Genomic DNA, 16,474 nt, shown 5'->3' with positions numbered 1-16,474 from the left:
GCAAAAAGGGGGATTGGTCGAGATGACCGACACAGCCGCAGCGGGCGCCGTCAGGGCCTTGGCCGCATCGACACAGAGAAACCATCGATCGGAGCGATCCGTGGCCCGGAAAGCTCGGCGGTTCGGCGGCGTTGCCGCGATCGCGACGGCATTCTGCCTTGGGCTCGGCGCAGCCGCCTTTGCGCAGGACGGCGCCGCCCCGGAGAACGCTCCGCCCCCAGCCTCTGACGATCAGGCGACACCGGCACCCGCCACACCGGCCGAGGGCCAATCGGAAGAGGAAGGCGAGCCGGATCCGGAAAACGGTCAGACGAGCCAAGCGCCGAGAGAGGTCGCGCCTCGAGATCCGCAGGCGGCGGCCGAGCCCGGCAAGGCCGTGCCGGAATATCTCGATGTCCTGAAGGGCGAGCAGGCGATGCCGGAGCCCGTGCGCAAGACCTGGGAAGCGCTGCACGAGGCGGCGCTCTCCGGCGATATCGAACGGCTCAGGCCCCTGATCGAGGCGCAGGATCCGGCGCCGGCCTTCGGCTTCGACAATGTCGGCGACCCGATCGAATATCTGAAATCTCTGTCCGGCGATCCGGAAGGCCGGGAAATGCTCGCCATCATGCTGGAAATCCTGGAGAGCGATTTCCTCTATGTCGATCGCGACAGCCCAAATGCGATGTATCTCTGGCCGTATTTCGCGCGCTACCCGCTCGACCGGCTCTCGCCGCAGCAGATGGTGCAGCTCTTCACGCTGATCACGGCCGGCGACTGGCAGGATATCCAGTCCTACGGCGCCTACATCTTCTTCCGTCTCGGCATCAGCCCGGACGGGCGCTGGCATTTCTTCCTGGCGGGCGACTGAGCGGGCTCACCGGGCCTCACCGGCCCTATTGCGCGGGCGTCGCCGCTTTGCCTTTGCGCCAACGCCCGACCGTCTCGGCAAGGAGCGCCCAGGCGCCGACGATGCTGGTATCGAGGCCGAGCCGCTGGCGCACGGCCCATGCGAGCCAGATGGAGCGGATGGTGAGCGCAAGCGTCGTCGCGATCGCGGCGCCGGTGATCCCGAAAGGAATGATCAGGGCGACGTTGAGCACGCCGTTGATCACCACCATCACCACATAGGTCGTTGCCGAGAGGTGGCTGAAGCCAGTCATGTTGAGGATATCTTCGGCCGGCCCGAAGATCGCCCGCGCCACCATGCCAACCGCGAGGATGAGGAGGACGTCGTAACCCGCCTGGAACCCCTCACCGAATAATTGAAGAAGCCAAACGCCTGTGGTGACAACCAGGATCGTGACACCCGCCGAGGCCACGAAGCTCACGAGACTCACTTCGCGCGTCAGTGTCGTCAGCCGCGCCTGATCACCGGCCGCATGGCTCGCAGAGAAAAGATGTGCAGACCCGACCGAGGCCGCATAGGGGATGAATGCCACCACCTGCACGATGCGCGTCGCCGCGAAATAGATGCCGATCTGTGCCGGACTCACGAAGAAGGAAAGCACGAGCACCGCCATATAGGCGAAGAGATGGAACATGCCTTCCAGGACGGCAAAAGGTGCGGAGCCGACCAACCATTCTTTCAGGCGATAGACGCGCGGTCCGGGCGGCACGGTTTTTCTGAGACGGCCGAAGATCTGGTAGGTCTGCCAGATGGTCGCCGTGACCATCGCGAGAATGGTGCAGCCGAAGGCCGTGACGGCTGTGGCCTCAAACCCGAGCGCCACGGCTGCGACCATGTAAACAAGAATGAGCGAATGGCGCAGGATGTAGACCGGAAACAAGGCCGGCATCGTCCAGAAATAGGCGCGGCCAACATTTTCCATATAGGCCTGAAAGCAGCCGAAGGGCATCGCCACCGCCATCAATAAAAGCGGATAAACGTAGGCGCTTTCGATCCACGGCCCGGCAAAAGAGATCCCGAGCAGGAAGATCGTAGCCAAGACTACCGGAGTGACGATCGAGGTGATGGCGGCAAAACGCAGAAAACCGCGAAGTTCATCGTGCCTGCCCGTCTCGCGCAGCGCCGGGACAAAGCGCACCGGCGAATCGCCAAGGCCGAGCGTGCTGATGGATCCGAAGACGAGAAGCCAGACCCAGGTGAACGCGAAAATACCGTATTCGAACTGCCCCATCAGGCGCGCCAGAACGACCTGAGTTCCATAAGCGAGAACTGCATTCCCAACGCGCAGGGCAAGGGCGATCAGAGAGGCGCGGCGCGCGCGGGCGCGCTCGTCGCTGTCGGCAAGGGCATTGCGGGCAAGCGCCAGGAAGCCGCGCACACGGCCTGCCGGCATCTCCTGATCAGGAATCAATGCGAGAGCTCCCGCTGGTGGTTATCCACTCCTTAGCAGATCCGTTGCATTTGCAGAGAAACCTCCCGAAACGCCGTTAAGAACGCCTTGAAACAATCCCGCTTCGTCTGACGCCTCAGGCCGAAGCCCAGAACCGCACCGGCTCGCCGATCGAGGCCGTGGTGATCTCGCCCTCCCACATCACCCGTCGGCCTCGAATGATCGTGCCGACCGGAGCACCCGTGATCGGCTTGCCGTCATAGGGCGTCCAGTTGGACCGCGAGCCCATCGACGCGTTGGTGATCGTCGTCTCCCGCTTCAGATCGACAAGGGTCAAATCGGCGTCGTAGCCCACGGCGACGCGGCCCTTGCCACGAATGCCGAAAAGCCGCGCCGGACCGGCACTCGTCATGTCCATCAGGCGCAGAAGCGAAAGCCGCCCCTTCGCCGCATGGTCGAGCATAACCGGCAGAAGTGTCTGCACGCCCGGCATGCCCGAGGGTGAGGCCGGATAGACGGCGGCCTTTTCCTCCAAAGTGTGCGGGGCATGGTCGGAGCCCAGAATATCGGCGGTGCCGTTTTCCACACCGGTCCACAGCGCCGCGCGATGTTCCGCCCCGCGCACCGGCGGGTTCATCTGCAAAAGCGTGCCGAGACGGCCATATTCCTCCGCCGAAAGCGTCAGATGGTGCGGCGTCACCTCGATCGAGGCGACATCCTTATGCGCGGCGAGGAAGGCCATCTCCTCGGCCGTGGAGACATGCAGGATATGGATCGCCGCGCCGGTGCGCCGGGCGATCGCAACGAGCCTGCGGGTGGAGGAAAGCGCCGCCTCGACATCACGCCAGACGGGATGGCTCGACGGGTCGTTCTCGCGCCGCTCGTCGAGCCGCGCCTTCAGCCGCATCTCGTCTTCGCTGTGGAAGGCGGCACGGCGGCGGGTGTTCCTCAAGATCGCTTCGACGCCCTCGTCGTCGGCCACGAGGAGATCGCCGGTCGAGGAGCCCATGAAGACCTTGATGCCGGCAGTGCCCGGCAGACGCTCCAACTCGGCCACATCCTTCGCATTGGCATGGGTGCCGCCGACCCAGAAGGCGTGGTCGCAATGCATGCGCCCGTGCGCCCGGGCAAGCTTGTCGGCCAGCATTTCCGCAGAGGTCGTCAAAGGCTTGGTGTTGGGCATTTCGAAGACGGCGGTGACACCGCCGAGCACAGCCGCGCGAGAACCTGTTTCCAGATCCTCCTTGTGTTCGGCGCCCGGTTCGCGGAAATGCACCTGCGTGTCGATGACGCCCGGCAGAATGTGCAGACCGGTTGCGTCGATGACTTCGCCGGCGTCGGCGCCGGAAAGGTCGCCGAGAGCGGCGATGCGACCGCCCTTCACGCCGATGTCGCGCGGGCCAATGCCGTCGTGGTTGATGAGGATCGCGCCACGGACGAGAAGATCGAAGTTCTGAGCCATGCTCGCTGCTTGCCAATTGCCGGCTTTGAACGCAAGCAGGATTGCCCCCGCACCGCATACGCCTTAGCTGAGTGTCGAGGATTTGATCATGCCGCTTGCACGTTTGACCGACAGAGCCGTGGTCCTGGTGAAAGGGCCGGACGCGCACAACCTCCTGCACAATCTCGTCACCTCTTCGATGGACGAGGTGGAGAGCGCGGGCATCGCCTATGGCGCGCTCCTGTCACCGCAGGGCAAAATTCTCTTCGACTTTCTCATCCATCGCCGGGACGAGGGTTTCGCGATCGATCTCCGGTCCGAGGAGGCGGAAAATTTCGTCAAGCGGATGACGCTTTACCGTCTGCGCGCCAAGGTCGAGTTGTCTCGCGCAGACGACCTCGCCGTCTTTGCCGCGTGGGATGACGGCGATGCAGCATCCGAGGCGCCGGCGGATCCAAGGCTGGCCGCGCTTGGACGCCGCTTCGTCGCCGCACCAGACAGCGTCTCTGTCGATGCCGATCTTGCCGCCTATCATGCCCACCGCATCGCCTGCGGCATTCCCGAAGGCGGCATCGATTTCTTCTTCGGCGATACCTTTCCCCACGATGCGGCGATGGACAGTCTTCACGGCGTCTCCTTCCAGAAGGGCTGCTATGTCGGGCAGGAGGTCGTCTCGCGCATGCAGCATCGCGGCACGGCCCGGCGGCGCATCATTTCGATCGAGGCGGTCGAAGGCGATAGTCCCCTGCCGGAAACCGGCGCTGAGATCATGGCCGGCGAACGGGCGATCGGTCGCTTCGGCTCGTCTGCCAATGGCAAAGGCATCGGCCTTGTCCGCCTCGACAGGCTCGCCGAGGCTCTAGAGCAGGATCTGCCCGTCTCGGCCGGCCGCATCACCGTGACGGCAAAACTGCCCGGATGGGCGACCTATTCCTGGCCTGCGACGGGGACAGAAACCGGCGGGACTTCGAACAATGGCTGACCGGGCAAACGCCCCTGCGCGCGCCTGGCAGCGGATGCTGTCGGGCCGCCGGCTGGATCTTCTCGATCCCTCGCCGCTCGATGTCGAACTCGGCGACATCGCGCATGGGCTTGCGCGCGTCGCGCGCTGGAACGGCCAGACGCGGGGCGACCATGCCTATTCGGTGGCGCAGCATTCGCTTCTGGTGGAGGCTCTGCTGGCCGAGTTGAAAGCGGACATCACCGCGGAGGAGCGTCTTTTCGCTCTCCTCCACGACGCGCCGGAATATGTCATCGGCGACATGATCTCGCCCTTCAAGGCGGTGCTGGGCGAAGACTACAAGGGCGTGGAGCGGCGTCTGCAGCATGCCATCCATCTGCGCTTCGCCCTTGCCGCCGATGTCGAGCCGAAGCTTCACCGCATGATCAAGAAGGCCGATCAAACGGCTGCCTATTGGGAGGCGACGCGCCTTGCTGGGTTCCAGGAGAAAGAGGCGCGGCGCTTTTTTGGCGATCCGTCTCTCAATCCAGACGAGAACCTCCTCGATCCCTGGCCCGCCACCGAAGCAGAGCGCCGCTTCCTGGCCCGTTTTGCCGAGATCGAGGCCCTGACCGAGACCCTGCCGCGCGCAAGGACCGCCTGAGAAAATGCCGGAAATCTACGTCTGCCCGCTGTCGAAGCTTGCGGCGACCGTCAAACAAAGTGGCGCCCGCCACATCGCCACCTTGATCAATGCCGGTACCGAGGTGCCGCGCCCGGAAAGCGTGCCGCAGGACAACCACCTCTTTCTCGGCTTCAACGACATTTCCGAAGCCATGCAGGGCATGACCCTGCCGGCCCAGGAACATATCCGGCGCTTTCTCGATTTTGTGGAAGCCTGGGATCGGACGACGCCGCTCGTCGTGCATTGCTGGGCGGGTATCAGCCGCTCCACCGCCGGCGCCTTCATTGCCTTTTGCGCGCTACGTCCGGATGTGAGCGAAGATCTCGTCGCGAGACGCCTGCGCCAGCGTTCGCCGCAGGCGACCCCCAACCGCCGTCTCGTCGCCCTCGCCGACGCCTATCTGAAGCGGGACGGACGCATGATTGCGGCGATCGAAGCGATCGGCCGCGGCGCCAACGCGTTTGAAGGCAATGTCTTCTCCCTTGCCATCGACGAATGAGCATTCGCTCGCTCCCGCCTCCGAAGTGGGGGCCGAGGGCGGCGCGCGCATCGAAGTCGGCCTCAACGCCGCCATCGTGGCGGTCGACCGGCTGACGCCGCTCATCCTCGTCGTACGGCCGGGGGAAGCGGAGGGCGAGGACGGACTTCCCTTCGGCCCTTTCGACCCGGTCGAGCATCGCACCATGGAGATCGGGCTCCGCGCCTGGGTGGAGGAGCAGACGCGCCTCAAGCTCGGCTATGTGGAGCAGCTCTACACGTTCGGCGATCGCGGGCGCCATGCAAGGCGCGGCGATATCGGCCCGCATGTGATGACCATCGGCTATCTGGCGCTCACCCGCCGCCTGGAAGACGATGAAACGGCGTTGCGCGAATCCGGAGCCCAGTGGCGCCCCTGGTACGCCTATTTTCCCTGGGAGGATTGGCGTCAGGGTCGGCCCGCGATCCTCGACACGGCGATCGAGCCTCTGCTGAAGCGGTGGTGCGCGATGGCGCCCGCGGCGGAACGGCCGGATCGGCCGCTTGCACGCCAGGAGCGGGTGAAAATCGCTTTCGGCTGGGATGGCCTCCCCTGGGACGAGGAGCGTGTGTTGGAGCGCTACGAACTGCTCTATGAGGCTGGGCTGGTGCCGGAGGCGGGACGCGACGGGCGCCAGAGCGCCGCCTTATGGGAAGATCTGCCGCGTCTCGGGCGACCCATGCGCTTCGACCACCGTCGCATCCTCGCCACGGCCATCGGGCGCCTGCGCGGCAAGCTGAAATACCGGCCGCTCATTTTCGAGCTCATTGCCGATTCCTTCACTCTCACCGAATTGCAGAAGGTTGTGGAAGCGATTTCCGGGCGACATCTGCACAAACAGAACTTTAGGCGGCTTGTGGAACAGACACGAGTCGTGGAACAAACCGGCGAAACCAGCATCTCAACGGGGGGCCGACCGGCCGCCCTTTTCCGGTTCAGGCGAGATATCATGAAAGAGGGTGCCATGGGCGGATTGCGACTGCGAGCTCGGCTATGAGAGATGTCCTTCTGCTCATTCGCCACGGCCAGACCGACTGGAACCTGGAAGGCCGCTTTCAGGGCGCGCGGGAAGTTCCGATCAATGCCGTCGGCCGCGAACAGGCGCGGCGCAACGGCCGGGTGCTGCCCTCGCTTCTCGGCGAGCATGACTGGCAGTTCGTCGCCTCACCGCTCGGACGCGCGCAGGAAACGATGCGCATCATTCTGGAAAACGCCGGCAGGCCCGACCAGCCCTTCGTCACGCACGATCCTCTCAAGGAAGTCTGCTTCGGGGCATGGGAGGCGCGCACGCTCAAAGAGCTTCGCGAGGCGGATCCAGAAGCCGTCGCGACCCGCAAGCGCGACAAATGGAATTACGTGCCTCCGGAGGGCGAGAGCTACGCCATGCTCGCCGAGCGGTTCGGCGAATGGTTCAAGACGCGCCAGGGTCGCCACGTGATCGTGGCGCATGGCGGCATCACGCGGGTGGCGCTCCATCTCCTTTCGGGCATGCCGTCTTCATCCGTGCCGCAATTCTTCATTCCGCACGACCGGATCATCGCCATCTTCGACGGCAAAGCGCTTGTAATCTGAGGTCGCAGACCCTTCTATCGGCCGCCAAAACCTTCTAGAAACGGCCCTGTCCAGCCGGGGCGCCAAGAAGCGCAGATGTCTCACAATTCCTTCGGTCAGCTTTTCCGCATCACCACCTGGGGCGAAAGCCACGGCAAAGCGATCGGCTGCGTCGTCGATGGCTGCCCGCCGGGAATTCCGATCACGGAAGCGGAAATCCAGGCCGAGCTCGACCGCCGGCGGCCGGGACAATCGCGTTTCACGACGCAACGCCAGGAACCGGATCAGGTCAAGATCCTCTCCGGCGTCTTCGAGGACGATCGCACCGGTGGGCCCGTCACCACCGGCACGCCGATTTCGCTTCTCATCGAAAACGTCGATCAGCGCTCACGCGATTATTCCGAAATCCGCGACCGCTACCGGCCGGGCCACGCCGATTACACCTACGACGTCAAATACGGTGTGCGCGATTATCGCGGCGGGGGCCGGTCCTCGGCCCGCGAAACGGCGATGCGGGTCGCAGCCGGAGCGATCGCCCGAAAAATCCTGCCGAACGTGTCGATCCGCGGCGCGCTCGTCGAGCTCGGCGGCATCGCGATCGACCGCGACCGCTTCGACTGGGCGGAGACCGCCAACAATCCCTTCTTCTCGCCCGATGCGGAAGCGGCCGAAAAATGGGCCGCCCATCTCGACGAGATCCGCAAGTCCGGCTCCTCGGTCGGGGCGATCGTGGAGGTCGTGGCTGAAGGCGTGCCGGCGGGCATCGGCGCCCCGATCTACGGCAAGCTCGACCAGGATCTCGCTTCGGCCATGATGTCGATCAACGCAGTGAAGGGCGTCGAAATCGGCAACGGTTTCGAAGCGGCGCGCATTCGCGGCGAGGAAAACGCCGATCCGATGCGCGCCGGCAATGACGGGCGGCCGCGTTTTCTGTCCAACAATGCCGGCGGCGTTCTGGGCGGCATTTCCACCGGACAGCCGGTGGTCGTGCGCTTCGCCGTCAAACCCACCTCTTCCATCCTGACGCCGGTACCGAGCGTAACGGCGACGGGCGAAGAGGTCGACGTCTTCACCAAAGGCCGGCACGATCCCTGTGTCGGCATCCGTGCTGTGCCGGTGGGCGAGGCCATGATGGCGCTCGTCCTTGCCGACCATTATCTCAGGCAAAGAGCCCAAAGCGGCAGTCAGATATAGATATGAGCGAACAGGTTGGAAAAGTCGCGGAGGCGATACGCGCCTTCGAACGCGGCGAAATCGTCGTCGTCACCGATGACGACGACCGCGAGAACGAAGGCGATCTCTTCGTCGCCGCGGTCCATTGCACGGCGGAGAAGATGGCTTTCATCATCCGCCATACGAGCGGCATCGTCTGTGCGCCGCTGCCGCGCGACATGGCGGAACGGCTGCGCCTCGATCCGATGGTGAGCGCCAACGACGCGCCGCTCAACACCGCCTTCACCGTTTCCGTCGATTTCCGTCACGGCCTCACCACCGGCATCTCGGCGGAAGAGCGCACGGCGACCGTGCGGGCCCTCGCCAACGCCAATACCGGTGCCGCCGATTTCGTCCGTCCGGGCCATGTGTTCCCGCTTCTTGCACGCGACGGCGGCGTTCTCGTCCGCTCCGGCCACACGGAAGCCTGTGTCGATCTCTGCAAGCTCGCAGGCCTGCCGCCCGTCGGCGTCCTCTCCGAGCTCGTCAATGACGATGGCACCGTGGCGCGTGGCGAAGAGGTGCGGGCTTTCGCCGAAAAGCACAATCTCGTGCGCGTCTCCGTTGCCGACCTCATCGCCTGGCGGCAGCGCAACGAGAAGCTCATCGAGCGCGTCACCGAACAAAAGATCTCCACGCCTGCCGGACCTGCCACGGCCTACAGCTTCGTCACACCGCTCGATCCCATGGATCATCTCGCGATCGTCTTCGGCGATATCCGCGACGGGAAGGAAATTCCGGTGCGCCTGCATCTGGAATCCGTCCTCGACGACGTCTTCGGCACCAAAAAGATGCTCGACGACGTGATGCAGGATTTCGCCAGGCGCGGCCGCGGCGTCATCGTCTATCTGCGCGACGGTTCCGTCGGCGTCGCACGGCAGTCACGGCGCATGCGCGACATCGAGGGCGGCGAGGCCCACGCTTCGGCGGAGGGCCGCAAGGAAGCCTGGCGGGAAGTCGGCCTCGGCGCACAGATCCTGCGCGATCTCGGCGTGCACTCGATCCGGCTGCTTGCCACGCGCGAGCGCCATTATGTCGGCCTCAAAGGCTTCGGCATCGAGATCGAAGATACGGAAATTCTCGACGGCTGAGGTGTCGGCCGGCGTTTTGAGCCTTAGACGACGGGCCTGCGGGGATAGCGCCGCGGGCTCGTTTTCCTGAGGGTGCGCCCCAGCCGTCCTGCCCGCCGTTCCAGAAAACCGACGCAGCGATCGAAAAGCGGCGCACGGATGCGCACACCCGTGACGAGGCGGGTGGCCGAGCGGCTCGAGGCCACGATCAAAACGAGCGACAGCGCAAAAAGCGGCGCACCGAGGGGGATCGGTGTCGCGATGAAGGCGACGCCGACGATGAAACAGAGAAACGCCAGGAACAGGATCGAAACACGCCGCATCAGCTGGGCCGTTCCTTACGAAACTCCATGACCTTGGAGAAGAAGGCGTTGCGGCTTTCCTTGAGGACGAGCCCGTGCGGCGCGAAAATGCGCGCCAGATCTTCCTTGAGATAGCCCTGGTAATAGGGCTCGTGGAAGAGCTGCGGGAAGACTTCCAGAATCCCGTCATAATCCGGCGCGTCGCCCGTCTGCAGCGAATCGACCAGAACGAAGGTGCCGCCCGGCTTCATCACGCGGGCAATCTCTTCCGCCACCTGGCGGCGCACCTTCGGCGGCAGTTCGTGGAAGAGATAGATGGCCGTCGCGACGTCGAGGCTCGCATCGGCGAGCGGCAGCGCTTCGGCCTTCGCGACGGACGGCCTCAGTGTCGCCACGCGGCCGATATGGCGGCGCGTCTCGTTCAGGTAGGATTCCGACAGATCGGTCGCAAAAAGCGGCAGCCGCGGATAGGCCCCACGCAATTCCGCCGTGAACCGGCCGGTGCCGCAGGCGATGTCGGCGGCAAGACAGGCGCGCTGATCGCGGCCCTTCAGAGCGTTGGCGACCGGCACGAGCGCCTGACGGCGCATCGCACCGGCGGCGCCCGAGAAGAGAACTTCCACCTGCATATCGTAGAGACGGGCGGATTCCTCGGTCATCCAGCCGCCGCTCTGGAAGTGGAAGTTCTGCATATAATAGCGCGGCCGGCGACCTTCGAAGGTGGCGCCAATCTCCTGGTGAGCGCCCTCGCGGCGGCGGCGCGCGACCTCCGGCACATCGGCGAAAAACGCGCGCGAGGTCGCGACGAGCTGGCGGAAATCCGCCTCTTCGCCGTCCGGCAGAGGGTAGAGGCCGGCCCGCGCATTGGCATAATCGCGCGCCAGAAGGCCCGCCACGTCCCGCAACAGCTTTCCCATCGAAGGAACGGGCGTGGAAGGAGGCTCGACACGCGGCGTCGCCTCGGGATGGCGCGCTGCGATCCGGCGCACCATGCGGCGCATCACGAGGCCATGGCCGGTGTACCAGGCGACGCGCGCACCCTGCGTCGCCGCATAGCGCATTCCGCTTGTCCAATCCTCTATCGACACAGACGCCATGAACCTCTCCTGAAACAGAAATGGGGTGCGCGAGCGCGGAAGTCGAGCGCTATTCGCGTTCCAGGAGAGCGACTGCTTCCGTCTCCGCTGAATAGACGAATTGGTCGATCGGAGTCACTGATTTTAATCGATAACCGCCATCCACCAGAATGCGCAGATCGCGCGCGAGGCTGGCCGGATTGCAGGACACGAAGGCAATGCGTGCGACCTTCGAAGCGGCAAGGCTTTCCGCCTGCGCCCGAGCCCCATCCCAGGGCGGATCGAGAATGACGGCGTCGAAGCGGGACAGCTCGTTGGGCGCCAAGGGAAAGCGCAAGAGATCGCGGGCGAGCGTCTCCACCGGCTTCAGCCCCTCGGCGCCGCGCACGGCATTGGCGAGTGCGGCAAGTGCCGCTCCTTCGGCCTCGACGGCCGTCACCCGCGCCGTGCGGCCGGCGATAAAGGAAAACGTCCCGAGGCCGGAGAAAAGATCGGCGACACGCTTTTCGCCCGCGCAATGTTCCGCAACGAGCCTCCCCATCGCCGTTTCGCTCTCCCGGCAGGCCTGAACGAAGGCACCGGGTGGAGGTGAAACGTTGACGCCCCCGACCTCGAGCTGCGGCTCTTCGAGCTGGAACAAAATATCGCCGTCGACGACGAGGCGGGCGACGCCCTGTCCCGCCAGAAGCTCGGCGATGCGCGCCGCCGAGGCGGCAGGCACGGCGCCGGCCCCCTCGCCTGCGATATCGAGCCCGGACCGCGTCTCCAGAACGGTGAGACGAAGCTCGCGTTTGGGGCGGGCGAGGATCTGCGCCAGGCGACGCAGAAGCGGCAAGGCGGAGACGATCGTCGGACGGACGACGAGGCATGTCGTCAGATCGACGATGCGCCGCGAGCCGCGTTCATGAAAGCCGAAGAGGATTTTCCGCCCTGCGAGCGTCGCCGAGAAGACGGCACGACGCCTGGCGCCAAACGGCGCGCCGAAGGTCGGGCGGATTTCCGTCTCAAGGCCGCTCTTGGCGAGCGCGTCGACGACGAAGCGACGCTTCAGGAGGCGCGTCTCCTCGATCGGCAGCATCTGCAGCGCACAGCCGCCGCATCCTCCCTGGTGCGCGCCGAGACGCGGGCCGAAATGCGGACAGGGCGCCGTGACCCGGCCCGGCGCGGCTTCCACAATCTCGACGGCTTCGGCCCGCCGGCCGCGGCGCTCGACGCGCACGCGCTCGCCCGCGAGCGTGTAGGGGACAAAAAGCGGTCCTTCCGGCGTCTCCGCGACGCCATCTCCGCGATGGCCGATGCGGTCGATGTCGACGATGTCACTCACGCCAGGCCCCAAGGCAGAATTCCTGGTTGCCGTCGCCTCCGGTGAAGGGCGCCGGACAAAGCCCCACCGCGCGCCAGCCGAGCCGTCCCTCGAGCCAGTCTTTCAGCGCCTCGGCGGCGCCTTCTGCGGCCTTTCGGTCGCGGACGATGCCCCCGCGCCCGAGTGCCTCGCGGCCAAGCTCGAATTGCGGCTTGACCAGAAAGACGCCCCAGCTCCCGGGCGCGGCGAGTTCCAACGCCGGCGGCAGAGCGAGCCGGAGCGAGATGAAAGAGAGATCGGCGGTTATCGCCTGCACGGAATGTCCATCGAGATGCGCCTCTGAGAGATTGCGGGCGTTGACCCCTTCGACGAGCTGCACGCGCGGGTCGCCCGCAAGGCTTTCATGCATCTGGCCATGGCCGACATCGATGGCGACGACATGCTTTGCGCCTCTTTCCAGAAGAACCTGCGTGAAGCCGCCGGTCGACGCGCCAAGATCGAGGACCGTCAGGCCTTCGGGCTCGAAGACGAAAGCATCGAGCCCGGCCTTCAGCTTCATGGCCGCTCGCGACACATAGGCGGCAGCGGGATCGCCGATCGCCAGGGCCGCATCGGCCGTCACCGGAGTTGCGGGCTTCAGCGCCGTCTCGCCGTTCACGGTCACCGTCCCCCGGCGGATCGCGTCGCGGGCACGGGCGCGGCTCGGCAAAAGTCCGGCCGCGACGACCGCTTCATCCAGGCGAAGACGCGCGCTCATCCGGCCGCCCTCATGACGGCTGGCCAGCTGGCGCCTGCTTTGGCGAAGCCCAGCGTGGCGACAAACGAGAGGAGTTCAATGCAAAACGATATCAGCGAGCACAAGCTCATGAGCGAGCAGCGTATAGGGTTCGTCGGGATGGCCGCCGAATATCATGAAAAGCGCTGCAAGCGCAGTCAGAATGCACGCAATCAGCAGTGAAACCCAGAGCCGCATCCGAAACCTCGCCCATTACGGGAATCTTCTCAAATTCCGAAGCGGCTGCCTATCGGACACAAAGCCGCCGTCTGGAGCGAGATCGGGCTCTTGCACCCTCATTTCTGGCTGTAGGGAAGCAAACTAAAATGCAACCCATAAATGTATATTCAAATCACAATATGAGATCGCATCGCCCCTTTGGTTCGACTGCACGCCGGCCGAAACACTGTTCGACCTGCCGGTGAACGGCAAGCGCGTGCAGTTCAGCGAGAATGTCTTCTACGAGGTCGAGAATGGACGGATCCGGAACGTCTGGTCCGTCATCGACAAGGCGGCCGTCGCCGCACAAGTCTCCGGCGCGGAGTTCAGCCTGGGTGAGGGCGCGTAGAGGCCGGCACATCGGCGAGGAGCTTCGATCTTTTCCGCACGCACAGACGCCTTACGGAACTTCATGTCGAAGCTCGTGTTGGAGAGGCAAGCAGCAACTCAAGGGAGACCCGATATGCGACTTCTCGCCATCGCCGCCTGCGCACTCATGGCAAGCCCCGCCCTGGCACAGGATGTCTCAAAAGACAGCGCCTTCTCCGGACCGATTACCGGCAAGGACGGGACGATCGGCGAGGCGCATCTGACGGATACGCCCAACGGTGTGCTCGTGCAGGTCGTCATCAACGAGGGTGCACTTAAGCCCGGCGTGCATGCCCTGCATTTTCACGAAACCGGCGATTGTTCGGATGCGCCCGACTTCAAGAAGTCCGGCGGCCATTACAATCCGACCGACGCCAAGCACGGCATCATGACCGAAGGCGGCATGCATGCCGGCGATATGCCGAACTTCGAGGTCGTCGACGGACAGGCGACCAATATCGACGTCTTCAACACCCGCGTGCGCTTCAACGAAGGTGACGCGCCGCTGATGGACGACGACGGCTCAGCGCTGATGATCCATGCCGGCGCCGACGATTACACCAGCCAGCCATCCGGCGATGCCGGCAGCCGCGTCGGCTGCATGGTGATCGACGACGAGCAGGCCCAGCAGTAAGGCGCACGAAAAAAGGCGCGGCGATATCTCTGCCGCGCCTGTTTCGCCTATGGATAAATCGCGGCCCGGCCATTGCGCCGGGCCTTTTTCGTCAGGCGCGGGCGGCCTCCGGCACGTCGCGGCCAAGCGCGTGGAAAACACGCGCCACGATCGCCTTCGCGTCGAGCTCGCAGGCCGCGTACATCACTTCGGGCTTGTCGTGGTCGATGAAGCGGTCGGGGAGCGTCATGGTGCGGATCCGCGCGCCCTCCTCCAGCTTGCCGGCATTGGCGAGGAAGGAGAGCACACGGCTGCCGAAGCCGCCATCCGATCCCTCTTCGATCGTCACCACGACCTCATGCTCGCGGTGCAGCCGCAGCACGAGATCGGTGTCGAGTGGCTTGACGAAGCGGGCATCGGCCACCGTCGTCGAAAGACCGCTGCGCTCCAGCGTTTCGGCCGCCGAGAGAGCCTCCACCAGCCGTCCGCCGAGTGACAGGATTGCAACCTTGGTGCCTTCCTTGAGGATACGGCCGCGACCGATCTCGAGGATCTCGCCGCGCTCTGGCATTTCCACGCCACGTCCCTCGCCGCGCGGATAACGGAAGGCCATTGGGCCTTCGTCATAGGCGACGGCGGTGCGAACCATGTTGCGGAGCTCGGCCTCATCGCCGGCGGCCATCACCACCATATTCGGAAGACAGGACATATAGGCGACGTCATAAGCACCGGCATGTGTCGGCCCGTCTGCGCCGACGAGGCCGGCGCGGTCCATGGCGAGACGCACGGGCAGGTTCTGGATCGCCACGTCGTGGACGACCTGGTCGTAGGCGCGCTGCATGAAGGTCGAATAGATCGCCGCAAACGGCTTCATACCGTCGGCGGCGAGCCCGGCCGCGAACGTCACGGCATGCTGCTCGGCGATGCCGACATCGAAGGTGCGCTCGGGGAACTCCGACTGGAAGATATCAAGACCCGTGCCGGCCGGCATCGCCGCCGTCACCGCCACGACCTTGTCGTCTTCCTTCGCCTCCTGCACGAGGCTCGTCGCGAAAACCTTCGTATAGGACGGGGCGTTGGAGAGCCCCTTGGCCTGTTCGCCGGTGATGACGTTGAAGCGCGAGACGCCGTGATATTTGTCGGCGGATGCTTCCGCCGGCCCGTATCCCTTGCCCTTGCGGGTCACGACATGGACCAGCACCGGCCCCTTGTGCCCGTCGCGCACGTTGCGCAGGACCGGCAGGAGATGGTTCAGATTGTGACCGTCGATCGGGCCGACATAATAGAAGCCGAGCTCTTCGAAGAGCGTGCCGCCCGTCCAGAAACCACGGGCATACTCTTCCGCGCGCCGGCCTTTTTCGTGCAGGAGATCGGCAAGCGGAAGCCGCTTCGCGAGCTGCTTGGCGGCGTCGCGCAGAGACAGATAGGCCTGACCGGAGACGAGACGCGCAAGATAAGCGCTCATCGCACCGCTCGGCGGAGCGATCGACATGTCGTTGTCGTTGAGGATGACGATGAGCCGGGAGCCGAGATGCCCCGCCTGGTTCATCGCCTCGTAGGCCATGCCTGCCGACATCGCGCCGTCACCGATGACGCAGATGACGTTGAAATCCTCGTCCTGCAGATCGCGTGCCACGGCCATGCCGAGGCCGGCGGAGATCGAGGTCGAGGAATGCCCGGCGCCGAACGGATCGTAGGCGGATTCCGCCCGCTTGGTGAAACCGGAGAGACCGCCGCCCTGGCGAAGAGTGCGGATACGGTCGCGCCGTCCCGTCAGGATCTTATGCGGGTAGCATTGATGCCCCACGTCCCAGATCAGCTTGTCGCTCGGCGTGTTGAAGACGCGGTGGATGGCCACGGTGAGCTCTACGACGCCGAGGCCCGCCCCGAGATGGCCGCCGGTCACAGAGACGGCGTCGATCATTTCAAGGCGCAATTCATCAGCGAGCTGCCGCAGATCGCGATCGCTCAGGCGGCGAAGATCTTCCGGAGATTTGACCTGGTCCAGAAGCGGCGTGTGAGGAGTAGTGTCAGACATGACATCCTACGAATGCAGGAAAAACGAGTTCAGACCTTAGCCATTCGGGCTGTTTGGCGCAAACCGGAAGACGCCGCAAGCGAC

At 64.7% G+C, this 16,474-nt stretch carries 18 protein-coding genes; 11 read left to right on the top strand and 7 right to left on the bottom strand.

Annotation, left to right across the window (positions count from 1 at the left end):
- The first annotated feature begins 100 nt into the window (after nucleotides 1–100).
- A complete protein-coding gene (locus EO094_RS11250) occupies nucleotides 101–850 on the top strand; it encodes a hypothetical protein (protein WP_128292392.1) in 750 nt (249 codons plus the stop codon).
- Nucleotides 851–875: 25 nt separating this feature from the next.
- Here the strand turns inward: EO094_RS11250 and EO094_RS11245 are convergent, their stop codons facing one another.
- Both EO094_RS11245 and EO094_RS11240 read right to left on the bottom strand, forming a co-directional pair.
- Entirely contained in the window at nucleotides 876–2,300 is a 1,425-nt protein-coding gene (locus EO094_RS11245; protein WP_128292391.1) for an oligosaccharide flippase family protein, read from the bottom strand.
- A gap of 115 nt (nucleotides 2,301–2,415) precedes the next feature.
- The gene (locus tag EO094_RS11240) at nucleotides 2,416–3,741 is read right to left on the bottom strand and encodes a dihydroorotase (protein ID WP_128292390.1); all 1,326 of its coding nucleotides are present in this window, start codon (nucleotides 3,739–3,741) and stop codon (nucleotides 2,416–2,418) included.
- A gap of 88 nt (nucleotides 3,742–3,829) precedes the next feature.
- On the opposite strand from EO094_RS11240, the gene ygfZ reads away from it, so the two are divergent.
- The 7 genes from ygfZ to ribB all read left to right on the top strand — a co-directional run bounded on the left by ygfZ (nucleotide 3,830) and on the right by ribB (nucleotide 9,716).
- The gene (gene ygfZ / locus EO094_RS11235; protein WP_128292389.1) at nucleotides 3,830–4,702 is read left to right on the top strand and encodes a CAF17-like 4Fe-4S cluster assembly/insertion protein YgfZ; all 873 of its coding nucleotides are present in this window, start codon (nucleotides 3,830–3,832) and stop codon (nucleotides 4,700–4,702) included.
- On the top strand, nucleotides 4,695–5,324 hold the full coding sequence (locus EO094_RS11230; protein ID WP_128292388.1) for a YfbR-like 5'-deoxynucleotidase: 630 nt from the start codon (nucleotides 4,695–4,697) through the stop codon (nucleotides 5,322–5,324). The genes ygfZ and EO094_RS11230 overlap by 8 nt, the downstream gene beginning before the upstream one ends.
- A gap of 4 nt (nucleotides 5,325–5,328) precedes the next feature.
- Complete coding sequence (locus EO094_RS11225) at nucleotides 5,329–5,844, top strand: tyrosine phosphatase family protein (protein ID WP_128292387.1); 516 nt, start codon at nucleotides 5,329–5,331, stop codon at nucleotides 5,842–5,844.
- Nucleotides 5,816–6,859 carry an NUDIX hydrolase gene (locus EO094_RS11220; protein WP_246008471.1) on the top strand — a complete coding sequence of 348 codons (1,044 nt, stop codon included), beginning with the start codon at nucleotides 5,816–5,818 and terminating at the stop codon, nucleotides 6,857–6,859. The genes EO094_RS11225 and EO094_RS11220 overlap by 29 nt, the downstream gene beginning before the upstream one ends.
- Nucleotides 6,856–7,434: a histidine phosphatase family protein gene (locus EO094_RS11215; RefSeq protein WP_128292386.1), complete on the top strand. Its 579-nt coding sequence runs from the start codon at nucleotides 6,856–6,858 to the stop codon at nucleotides 7,432–7,434. Before EO094_RS11220 ends, EO094_RS11215 begins: the two co-directional genes overlap by 4 nt.
- 75 nt (nucleotides 7,435–7,509) lie before the next feature.
- A complete protein-coding gene (gene aroC, locus EO094_RS11210; protein ID WP_128292385.1) occupies nucleotides 7,510–8,607 on the top strand; it encodes a chorismate synthase in 1,098 nt (365 codons plus the stop codon).
- Nucleotides 8,608–8,609: 2 nt separating this feature from the next.
- A complete protein-coding gene (ribB, locus tag EO094_RS11205) occupies nucleotides 8,610–9,716 on the top strand; it encodes a 3,4-dihydroxy-2-butanone-4-phosphate synthase (protein ID WP_128292384.1) in 1,107 nt (368 codons plus the stop codon).
- A gap of 23 nt (nucleotides 9,717–9,739) precedes the next feature.
- Here the strand turns inward: ribB and EO094_RS11200 are convergent, their stop codons facing one another.
- From EO094_RS11200 to EO094_RS11185, 4 genes are read right to left on the bottom strand one after another with little or no spacing between them, the layout of a single operon-like run.
- Nucleotides 9,740–10,018 (bottom strand): hypothetical protein, encoded by a 279-nt coding sequence (locus tag EO094_RS11200; protein ID WP_128292383.1) that lies wholly within the window; start codon nucleotides 10,016–10,018, stop codon nucleotides 9,740–9,742.
- Nucleotides 10,018–11,094, bottom strand: coding sequence for a class I SAM-dependent methyltransferase (locus EO094_RS11195; RefSeq protein ID WP_128292382.1), 1,077 nt, complete (start codon nucleotides 11,092–11,094; stop codon nucleotides 10,018–10,020). Before EO094_RS11195 ends, EO094_RS11200 begins: the two co-directional genes overlap by 1 nt.
- A gap of 49 nt (nucleotides 11,095–11,143) precedes the next feature.
- Nucleotides 11,144–12,397, bottom strand: coding sequence for a class I SAM-dependent RNA methyltransferase (locus EO094_RS11190; protein WP_128292381.1), 1,254 nt, complete (start codon nucleotides 12,395–12,397; stop codon nucleotides 11,144–11,146).
- The gene (locus tag EO094_RS11185) at nucleotides 12,390–13,133 is read right to left on the bottom strand and encodes a TlyA family RNA methyltransferase (RefSeq protein ID WP_128292380.1); all 744 of its coding nucleotides are present in this window, start codon (nucleotides 13,131–13,133) and stop codon (nucleotides 12,390–12,392) included. Before EO094_RS11185 ends, EO094_RS11190 begins: the two co-directional genes overlap by 8 nt.
- Nucleotides 13,134–13,211: 78 nt before the next feature.
- Between EO094_RS11185 and EO094_RS18870 the strand changes: the two genes are divergently transcribed.
- The 3 genes from EO094_RS18870 to EO094_RS11175 all read left to right on the top strand — a co-directional run bounded on the left by EO094_RS18870 (nucleotide 13,212) and on the right by EO094_RS11175 (nucleotide 14,373).
- On the top strand, nucleotides 13,212–13,334 hold the full coding sequence (locus EO094_RS18870; protein ID WP_261213563.1) for a hypothetical protein: 123 nt from the start codon (nucleotides 13,212–13,214) through the stop codon (nucleotides 13,332–13,334).
- A gap of 160 nt (nucleotides 13,335–13,494) precedes the next feature.
- Nucleotides 13,495–13,719, top strand: a complete 225-nt coding sequence (locus tag EO094_RS11180) for an ester cyclase (RefSeq protein ID WP_128292379.1) — start codon at nucleotides 13,495–13,497, stop codon at nucleotides 13,717–13,719.
- Between the two features lie 114 nt (nucleotides 13,720–13,833).
- Nucleotides 13,834–14,373, top strand: coding sequence for a superoxide dismutase family protein (locus EO094_RS11175; protein ID WP_128292378.1), 540 nt, complete (start codon nucleotides 13,834–13,836; stop codon nucleotides 14,371–14,373).
- 91 nt (nucleotides 14,374–14,464) lie between these two features.
- Here the strand turns inward: EO094_RS11175 and dxs are convergent, their stop codons facing one another.
- Entirely contained in the window at nucleotides 14,465–16,390 is a 1,926-nt protein-coding gene (gene dxs, locus EO094_RS11170; RefSeq protein ID WP_128292377.1) for a 1-deoxy-D-xylulose-5-phosphate synthase, read from the bottom strand.
- Nucleotides 16,391–16,474: the final 84 nt, after the last annotated feature.

This window comes from Afifella aestuarii, from assembly GCF_004023665.1.
GTDB classification, from domain to species: Bacteria; Pseudomonadota; Alphaproteobacteria; order Rhizobiales; family Afifellaceae; genus Afifella; species Afifella aestuarii.
Note: the sequence above shows the minus strand (reverse complement) of the source record. Positions and strands in the feature narration are given on the sequence as shown.

What these genes read in the sequence shown, in the direction of transcription:
- EO094_RS11240 (WP_128292390.1), bottom strand. Translation starts at nt 3,741, where the DNA reads ATGGCTCAGAACTTCGATCTTCTCGTCCGTGGCGCGATCCTCATCAAC.
- ygfZ (WP_128292389.1), top strand. Translation starts at nt 3,830, where the DNA reads ATGCCGCTTGCACGTTTGACCGACAGAGCCGTGGTCCTGGTGAAAGGG.
- EO094_RS11230 (WP_128292388.1), top strand. Translation starts at nt 4,695, where the DNA reads ATGGCTGACCGGGCAAACGCCCCTGCGCGCGCCTGGCAGCGGATGCTG.
- EO094_RS11225 (WP_128292387.1), top strand. Translation starts at nt 5,329, where the DNA reads ATGCCGGAAATCTACGTCTGCCCGCTGTCGAAGCTTGCGGCGACCGTC.
- EO094_RS11220 (WP_246008471.1), top strand. Translation starts at nt 5,816, where the DNA reads ATGTCTTCTCCCTTGCCATCGACGAATGAGCATTCGCTCGCTCCCGCC.
- EO094_RS11215 (WP_128292386.1), top strand. Translation starts at nt 6,856, where the DNA reads ATGAGAGATGTCCTTCTGCTCATTCGCCACGGCCAGACCGACTGGAAC.
- aroC (WP_128292385.1), top strand. Translation starts at nt 7,510, where the DNA reads ATGTCTCACAATTCCTTCGGTCAGCTTTTCCGCATCACCACCTGGGGC.
- ribB (WP_128292384.1), top strand. Translation starts at nt 8,610, where the DNA reads ATGAGCGAACAGGTTGGAAAAGTCGCGGAGGCGATACGCGCCTTCGAA.
- EO094_RS11200 (WP_128292383.1), bottom strand. Translation starts at nt 10,018, where the DNA reads ATGCGGCGTGTTTCGATCCTGTTCCTGGCGTTTCTCTGTTTCATCGTC.
- EO094_RS11195 (WP_128292382.1), bottom strand. Translation starts at nt 11,094, where the DNA reads ATGGCGTCTGTGTCGATAGAGGATTGGACAAGCGGAATGCGCTATGCG.
- EO094_RS11185 (WP_128292380.1), bottom strand. Translation starts at nt 13,133, where the DNA reads ATGAGCGCGCGTCTTCGCCTGGATGAAGCGGTCGTCGCGGCCGGACTT.
- EO094_RS18870 (WP_261213563.1), top strand. Translation starts at nt 13,212, where the DNA reads ATGCAAAACGATATCAGCGAGCACAAGCTCATGAGCGAGCAGCGTATA.
- EO094_RS11175 (WP_128292378.1), top strand. Translation starts at nt 13,834, where the DNA reads ATGCGACTTCTCGCCATCGCCGCCTGCGCACTCATGGCAAGCCCCGCC.
- dxs (WP_128292377.1), bottom strand. Translation starts at nt 16,390, where the DNA reads ATGTCTGACACTACTCCTCACACGCCGCTTCTGGACCAGGTCAAATCT.